6 protein-coding genes are annotated in these 7,031 nt (G+C 70.4%); all 6 read right to left on the minus strand.

Features of this window, described 5'->3' with window-relative positions; translation table 11 throughout:
* A partial coding sequence (locus tag LLH23_15995; GenBank protein ID MCE5239963.1) for a HEAT repeat domain-containing protein occupies window positions 1–375 on the minus strand: 375 nt, incomplete at its 3' end.
* A gap of 298 nt (window positions 376–673) precedes the next feature.
* On the minus strand, window positions 674–3,457 hold the full coding sequence (locus tag LLH23_16000; GenBank protein MCE5239964.1) for a HEAT repeat domain-containing protein: 2,784 nt from the start codon (window positions 3,455–3,457) through the stop codon (window positions 674–676).
* A gap of 191 nt (window positions 3,458–3,648) precedes the next feature.
* The gene (locus LLH23_16005) at window positions 3,649–5,220 is read right to left on the minus strand and encodes an AAC(3) family N-acetyltransferase (protein ID MCE5239965.1); all 1,572 of its coding nucleotides are present in this window, start codon (window positions 5,218–5,220) and stop codon (window positions 3,649–3,651) included.
* Between the two features lie 50 nt (window positions 5,221–5,270).
* The gene (gene folB, locus LLH23_16010; protein MCE5239966.1) at window positions 5,271–5,636 is read right to left on the minus strand and encodes a dihydroneopterin aldolase; all 366 of its coding nucleotides are present in this window, start codon (window positions 5,634–5,636) and stop codon (window positions 5,271–5,273) included.
* Window positions 5,633–6,226, minus strand: coding sequence for a 5-formyltetrahydrofolate cyclo-ligase (locus LLH23_16015; protein ID MCE5239967.1), 594 nt, complete (start codon window positions 6,224–6,226; stop codon window positions 5,633–5,635). Before LLH23_16015 ends, folB begins: the two co-directional genes overlap by 4 nt.
* Window positions 6,223–7,031, minus strand: an 809-nt coding sequence (folP, locus tag LLH23_16020) for a dihydropteroate synthase (protein MCE5239968.1), incomplete at its 5' end; no start/stop codon positions are given. The genes folP and LLH23_16015, both read right to left, overlap by 4 nt.

Consider the following 7,031-nt stretch of genomic DNA (forward strand, 5'->3'; position numbering starts at 1 on the left):
GGGGGGGGGGGGGGGGGCCGCGGCCGCTGGAGCCGCTGCGGCCGGCGCGGCCGGCTTGGCGCCTGCCGCCGGGGCCGCGGGAGCAGCGGGGGCGGGCGGTGCGGCCGGGGTCAGCGGCCCGGGTGCGGGGCGCTCGCCCAGAGCCGCCACCAACGCCGCGGTGGCACTGGTCTGGCCTATGGCGCCCAGGGCGTAGGCAGCCGCCATGCGCACCTCGTTCTTCTCTTCCTTGTTGCTCAGGACGGTGCACAGGGGCTGCACGGCGCTGGCCGCACGCAACTGCCCCAGGGCCTGCATGGCCGCGATGCGCAGCACCGCGTCCTGGGCCTGCATGGCCTGCAGGAGTTCGGCGTCACCCGCGTGGCTGCCGATCATGCCGAGCAGCCAGGCGGCGCGAGGCGCCGCTTCCGCCTGGCCGGAGCGCACCAGCTCCGCGAGCTTCGGGCCCACCGCCCCGCCGCGCTCGCGCAGAGCCGCCAGGGCATCCATCACCTTGTCCGGCTCCTGCCCGGCGAGGTCCTGCAGGTACTTGCCTGTGCGTCGGGCGGTGCTGATCCAGGTGATGACATACACCGCCACCAGGATCAACACGATTGTGCCCAGCACTCTGACTGTCCGATTGTTCACGGTCATCAACTCTTGGCTGTGAGATGAGTGGTGTGCCGCTGGTACGTTAGCCGGCCTGCGCCTGACGGATCAGATCGAGCTTCTGCTTGATGAGTTGCCCCTGATTGGCGTCCGGCTGCTCCTCGGCAGGCAGATGCTTCATCAGTTGCAGGGCCATGGCGTCCCCGACGATCTGCAGCGTGGAAGCCAGCCACTGGCGCTGGAGGGCGGGGAGCTTGTTGTTGCCGCGCGCCCGCAGCACCTTCTCCGTGGCCGGCTTGCCGATGGCGGCGAGAATGGCGCCAGCCCAGGCCTTGGTCTCGTCATTCTGGCCGTCGAGTTGCTTGACCAGGCTGTCCACCGGGATGTCCTGCATGTTCGCCAGGGCCGCGGCCGCAGCCAGGCACAGCGACGGGCTGGGCGGGTTGACGACCAGCGCGATGAGCATGTCGCCGGCCTGGCCCATCCGCTCCTGTACGCCCTCGCCGAGTGTCGCGGCCTTGCGGACCCCGATCATGGCAATGGCCTTGGCCGCCGCCAGGGCCATCGGCTCCTGTGGCTGCAGCAGCGCCTTGATGCTCTCAATGCCCTTCTCGTCAGAGATGTACCCCAGAGAGGTCAGGGCATCGCGCCGCAGGGCCACCGGGGCCTTGCCGTCCAGCGCGGCTTCGGTCAGGACGGGCTGTAGCGACGCCTGGGTCTGGGTCGCCCCCGCCTGGGCGGTGGTGGAGACCTCACGCAGCAGTTGGTTCGTCACGCTCGAGGTCTCGAAAACAAGGGCTACCGCGGCGCGGCGGCGCGCATCGGCGTCGCCGCTGGTCAGCACGCCCTGCAGCAGCTTCTGGACGGGATCCATCCGCCAGTCCTTGAGGATCTCCAGGGCGGCCTCGCGTACCGCGGGGTTCGCATCACTGATACCGGCCACCAGGTTCGCCGTGGCCTCCGGCTCGTCGAGTTGCGCCATGCCGCGGAGAGCGGCGACGCGCACACCCGGATCGGTGGCGCTGGCGGCCTGCTGTAGCGGCGGCAGGGCTGCCGTCATGCCCGTGGCGCCCAGCGCCCGGGCGGCGGCGGCGCGCGCCGGGGCCGGAGCGCCCCCGTCGGTCACAACCTTGCTCAGCGGCGCGACCGCGGGCTCGGAGATCTCGCCCAGAGCGATGCTGGCCCAGTTGCGGGTTCGGTCATCGCCCGTCAGCAGGACCTGCGTCAGGCCGGGGACGGCGGGAGCACCGATGCGAGTGAGCGCCATCTGCGCCATGTGGCCCACACGCGCCTGGGGGCTGGCGAGGGCCTTGGTCAGGACCGGGACGGCGGGCGTGCCCATCTTGGCGAGGGCATCGCGCGCCGCATAGTACACTTGCCACTTATCATCCGACAGGGCGGCTGAGAGCGCCGGGATCACCTGTCCGGAGGCAGCCACGAGGGCCTCGGCCGGGGCGTTGCGGAGGGCGTCCGAAGCGACCTGGCGGACTTCAGCCGAGCCAGGATCACGCAGGGCCGTCGCCAGATACAGGATGGAGGCCGGGCCGCCAATCTCGGCCACCGTCTGGGTGGCCAAGAGCCGGACATCGGCGGTGGGCGACTTCAGGGCGGGCTGCAGGGGCGGGATGCCGACCCCACCCAGACGCACCAGCGCCGCCGCGAGTTCGCGCGAGGCGCCCGAGGTATTCGCCACCAGCATGGCGCCCATCTTGTTGGCAGCCTGCTGGGCTTCGGCGATCCTGAAGGTCTTCGGGTCCGGCGGGGGCGGGAGCACGACCGCCGGGGCGGCCGGAGCGGCCGCGCCAGGCGCAGCCGGGGCTGCCGCAGGGGCGGGGGCCGCTGCCGCAGCGGCCTTGGCGGCATCCTCCGCCGCCTTGGCCGCGGCCTTGGCGGCCGCCTCACGCACATCCGTGCCGAGCACCGCGCCCGTGGACACTGCGGCCGCGGCGCGGACCTCCGCCTGCGGGTCGTCCAGGCGGGCCATCAGGACCGGCACGACGTTGTTCAGCAAAGCCTGCGCGCCGAGGGCGCCGAGGGCCGCGGTGGCCTTCCGGCGCACATTCCAGTTCTGGTCCTTCGAGGTATTGACCAGCGGCGGCACGACCTGCGGCACTTCCTCGGGCTTCAGCCCGGCGCCGATGGTGCCCAGCATGGTGGCGGCCTGGCCGCGCACCTCGTAGTTGTCGTCCACCAGCAGCTTGCCGGTAATGGCGCCGAGCGCCTTGGCCTTCATGTTCAGCAGCGAGGTCACCGCGCAGTCGCGCTCGCGGTTGTACTCGGCGGCTTCCTGGTTGGGCGCCGGCTCCCCGCGCGTGATGATCTTCACCAGGTCCTTGGTAACGGGCTCGCCGACGCCGCCGAAGACGGTCGCGACCCCGGTGCGGATGTAGTCATCCCAGGCGCCCATCAGCGGCAGGAGGTAGGGGATCGTGGACGGGCCGATGGCGGTCAGGACCCCGGGGGCTCCGGCGCGGACCTTCGCGTCCTTGTCGGTCATGGCCTCCACCAACGGTGGAATGGCCAGCGCCCCGAAGCGGGCCACGGCGGCCTGGATGCGCGGCTGCACCGGGGCATCCACCACCGTCCAACAGGTCATCAGCTGGAAGATCGCCTTCTCAGTGCCCAGGCGCGTCACAGCCTCGACGACGCCGTCCTGCACCCAGCGCGGGGAGTCCGTCACGGCGTCGGCGAGCTTCTGCGACGCCACCAGGCGCTCCACGGCGGCGAGGCGCTGAGCCGGGCTACCGTATGCGATCTGGTCGCGCAGGCGGCTGACCTCGCTACGCCGGCCACCGGCGTAGATGATGAGGCACAGCACCGCTCCAGCGACGACCAGCCAGGTTACCTGTCGCCTGAGGTGTTCGTCCACGGGCTTCAACTCCTCGTTTGAGCCAACAGGCCTCGCGTGGCCTGTTGCAAAGGCATGATGCGCCAACCTCCGCACGGCTAAGCGGCGAGGCCAGCCGGTGGCGGCGGTCCATCAAGAGAGCGACTGTTTCACCGCGCGGGGAGGGGATTCCTCCCCGCCTCCAGTGTTCTTGCGAAGTTTTTTGCGGCGGGCTACATCGCGTCCAGGCAGCGCCAGAACCCGGCCGCTGCCTCGCCGAAGGTGAAGCCATTGCCGGGGACGAGGGTCATCAGGCCGGCGAACGACCGGCAGCGCACGATCGAGATGATCTCCTTGACCTCGCCCTGCCCCCGACCGGGCACCGTCTCGGCCGGCCAGCCGGGCCGGCCGCAGCCGTCGGCCACCATGAGTTGCGCGGTGAAGCGCTTCAGCTTCCCCCGGCTCCAGGTGCGCAGGAACGGGTTCTCGCCCACGTGCGCGAAGTGCCGCGGGTTGAACGACAGCCGCAGGGCCTCGCTGTTGACCTGCCCCAGCACGTCCGCACAGTTCGTGGCGTCGCGCCAGACGGCTGCCGGGTGGTTCTCGATCAGCAGGACCATGTTGTGGTCGGCAGCGGCCTGGGCGAGGTCCGCCAGGGCTGCGACAGCGCGGGGCAGGACGGCCTCCATCTCGCCATCCCGCGCCAGCCATGGCGACAGCTTCAGGTAACGCGGCGCCAGGCCCTGTGTGCCCTCCAGGGCGCTAAGCAGGGCGGCACGGCGTTCGTCCGCCGAGGCGCTCCAGTCCAGCTCGCACGGCCAGACGGCGACACTGCAGCCGGCGGTGGTGAGCGCTGAGACGAAGCGCGCCTTCGCCTCCGGCCCGGCCTGCTCCAGCGACCGCACCTGCTGGGCCGACACCTCGAGGGTCTCGATGCCCTCGGCCTGGATCTCCCACAGAGCCTGGCCGATCTCGTCGGGGGGGAAGACAGCGGTCAGCAAGCCACTGAGCGTGAACTCCTCTTCGGCCAGCCGGGCGCGCTTGATGGCTGCCCGCTGCTTGACGCAGTCCATGCAGTGCGGGTTATCACACAGCACGGCCGCCGGATCGGCCTGCAGGGCCTCGACGGCGAGGCGGAGGATCTCCGAGGCCTTCATCAGGCGGCAGACCGCGTTGCCGATCCGTCCCACGCGCATGGCGTCGGCCTGGGCGAAGAGCCGGTCGAGCTGGATGAAGTCGCGGTGGGGCCCGGGGAAGCGCTCCAGCACGGCGGTCTGCTTCCGGCGGTCCGCGTCGTAGTAGTCGCGCACGATGGTCTGCAGGTACGCGCCCTCCACGATGTCCTCGGCGGTGTGCAGGAGCGTGTTGCGGTCCTGATCGCACCCGATGAACAGCAGGTAGCCATTGTCCAGCTTGGCGATCCGGCCCCAGGGGGAGTCTGGGCCAATGGCGGTGGGCTGGCCCACGTGATCGGCCAGCAGCTGCTCGGCCAACGGGCCAAAGCCGGCAGCCGAGTGGGTCGGGTGGATGCTGCGGATGGTCTCGGGGCGCCGCCAGAAGCGGTCGGTGATCGTGCCCACGTTGGAGGGCGTCTCGTTGACATCGAAGACCGGGGCGCCGCCCATCGCCGGCATCATCACCGTGCCGAACGGCCCGGCGACCTCGATCAGGGCGTCAATGACGGTGTCCGCCCCGCCCTCGACACGACCCAGCGCCGACAGCGAGGAATGGACCATCAGCACCATTCCTCCCTCGACACCGAGGTCACGGAGTCCCTGCTTGATCTCGTCCTTGGTCAGAGGCATGTGTTCTCCTGGGAGCGCCGGCTGCCGGCTGGCGCGTCGTTGCGAACGCCTCAGCGCCGCCGTGTCATCTCGACTTCCGCATGGTCCACCAGCCCGCCCAGCGGTACGCTCTGCTTGCGTACCCGGACCGTGACCTCGTCCACCTCGAACTCGCGCAGGATCGCCTCCACCACGTCGTGGGCCAGGGCCTCCATGAGGCGGTAGTGCTTGGCCGCCTCGATGCGGCGGACGAGTTCGTACACGGCCTTGTAGTCGGCCGTATGGGACAGATCGTCGGTCCGTCCGGCCGCCGTCAGGTCGCGGACGAGTTCCAGGTCCATGGCGAAGCGCCCGCCGAGCTGCCGCTCGGAGTCGTCCACACCATGGTGCCCGTAGAAGGTCATGTTGACCAGGCGAATGCAGTCGCGGTGGCTCATGGTTGCGCTCGGATCAGTCTCTTTTCAGTAATGACATAGGGCACGGAGATGTCCTTGCCCCGGGTGGGCACCTCGGGCACGATCTGCAGCTCAAAGGCGGCGGCCACGACCTGCTCGGGGGCCAGACGCGGGGTCAGGCGCGCCAGCAGGTCGTCGTAGAAGCCCCCGCCGTAGCCCAGGCGGTGGCCGTGGAGATCGAACGCTACCCCCGGCACCAGCGCGAACTCCACCTCGCGGGGTGAGGCCAGCCGGCAGCGCTCCGGCACCGGTTCGGAGATCTTCCAGACCCCTGGCAGCGTGTCCACATCGCGGTCGTTGATCTCGTACAGGTCCAGCGCGCGGGTCGTGTAGTTCACCTTGGGCAGCAGGAGCCGCCGGCCCTGCGACACCTGGGCGATGAAGTCGTGGGTCATCACTTCCGTGCGGAAGCAGGCATAGGCCAGGACGCACGAGGCCGCCTGGACGGCCGGCAGCGCCAGCAGCGACTCATTGATCGGGCGACTGAGCGCGGCCCGCTCGTCCGGGGTCAGCGCATCCCGCCGGGCGAGCACTTCGCGCCGCAGCACGTCCTTCTCGGGCTTGAGATTCATGCGCGCCCCACCACCTCCGCCATCTTGGCCACGTCCACCAGCCCGGCCACGTCATGGACGCGGATCATGTCGGCCCCGTTGACGATGCCGATGGCGCAGACGGCGGCCGTGCCGAAGGCGCGCTCCCCGGCGGGCTTGCCGGTGATGTCCCCGATGGTGCGCTTGCGCGACGGGGCCAGTAGCACCGGCCGTCCCAGGCTGCGGAACTCTCGCAGCCGCCGCACCAACTCCAGGTTGTGCTCCGCCGTCTTGCCGAACCCGAAGCCGGGATCGGCGATGATCTGCGTCTCGGCCACACCGGCGGCGACGGCAGCCGCGATGCGCTCGGCCAAGAAGTCATACACCTCGGTCACGACATCCTCGTAGTGGGGGGCATGCTGCATGTCGCGTGGCTCGCCCTGCATGTGCATGATAATGACGGCGGCACCGGTCTCCGCGGCCAGCTCCAGCATCCCGGGCTGACGGAGCCCATAGACATCGTTGATGATCGTGGCCCCGGCGGCCAGGGCCTGGCGGCAGACCTCGGGCTTGCTGCTGTCAATGGAGATGGGGACCTGCACTTCCGCCGCGAGGCCCTCGATCACCGGCAGCACGCGGTGCAGCTCCTCCTCAGCCGACACGCCTGCGCTCCCCGGCCGGGTAGACTCCCCGCCGACATCGAGGACATCCGCCCCGGCAGCGACGAAGTCGAGGCCCTGCCGGATGGCGGCTGCAGCCCAGTCGTCGTGGGAGCGGTCACCGACCGCGACGGTAGCAGCGTCGTCGCTGTGGGAGCGGTCACCGACCGCGACGGTAGCAACGTTGT

The organism is bacterium, from assembly GCA_021372615.1.
GTDB lineage: Bacteria > Armatimonadota > Zipacnadia > Zipacnadales > UBA11051 > JAJFUB01.

Excerpts from the sequence above, each read along its gene's own strand:
- LLH23_16005 (MCE5239965.1), bottom strand. The coding sequence starts at position 5,220 with ATGCCTCTGACCAAGGACGAGATCAAGCAGGGACTCCGTGACCTCGGT.
- LLH23_16015 (MCE5239967.1), bottom strand. The coding sequence starts at position 6,226 with ATGAATCTCAAGCCCGAGAAGGACGTGCTGCGGCGCGAAGTGCTCGCC.
- folB (MCE5239966.1), bottom strand. The coding sequence starts at position 5,636 with ATGAGCCACCGCGACTGCATTCGCCTGGTCAACATGACCTTCTACGGG.